The sequence below is a fragment of the Desulfobacterales bacterium genome, assembly GCA_029211065.1.
Lineage (GTDB): Bacteria > Desulfobacterota > Desulfobacteria > Desulfobacterales > JARGFK01 > JARGFK01.
Genome location: JARGFK010000256.1, coordinates 1 through 614, shown reverse-complemented (window position 1 = coordinate 614; position 614 = coordinate 1). Strand labels below are relative to the sequence as shown.

The 614-nt window shown below is 46.3% G+C and carries 1 protein-coding gene; it reads left to right on the top strand.

Annotation, left to right across the window (positions count from 1 at the left end; all coding sequences use genetic code 11):
- A partial coding sequence (locus P1P89_23310) for a hypothetical protein (protein ID MDF1594451.1) occupies positions 1-366 on the top strand: 366 nt, incomplete at its 5' end.
- Positions 367-614: the final 248 nt, after the last annotated feature.

The window sequence follows — 614 nt, the reverse complement described above, 5'->3', positions numbered from 1 at the left end:
CTGTGGGATGCGCCGCTTGTCAAAGCCCCGGCGGCTTGCTTTGAAAACAGGGTTGCCTGCGAGCTTTTTCGGGCGGTGTCATTATGGAATGACATGGGGTACGGCAGATTCTCGCTGTATTTCATCAAGAACAAGGAACAGGAAAAAGTCGATTTTCTCATTGCGAATGACAATCAACCCGTTGTTCTGGTCGAGGCAAAACTTTCGGATGTGCAGCCCTCAAGGGCGCTTGTGAAGTTTCAGAACGCACTGAAGGTTCCTGCGGTGCAGCTGGTCGAGGAGGCGGAAGGGTTTCGAAGGCTATCAAACGGCGATCAGAAAGTGTTGATCGCCCCGGCCTGTCAGTGGCTCGCCGGTTTGCCGTGAACCGCTCGGGTTATAGTATCAGGAAATATGAATTTAAGAACGTTGTTTACAAATTGTACTGAAAACAGATGGTTATCCAAGTCCGTCCTCAACTCTCCTTTTGTATCCATGCCGCAATCCTTCTGTGGCAGATAAATATTGACATACAGGTGCAATTTTTCTATATTCCGATTTTCATAACCTAATGATTCTTTAGAGGGCAATTATCCTCTTAACCGTTTGATATAGAAAGATAAAAAATATAAGGG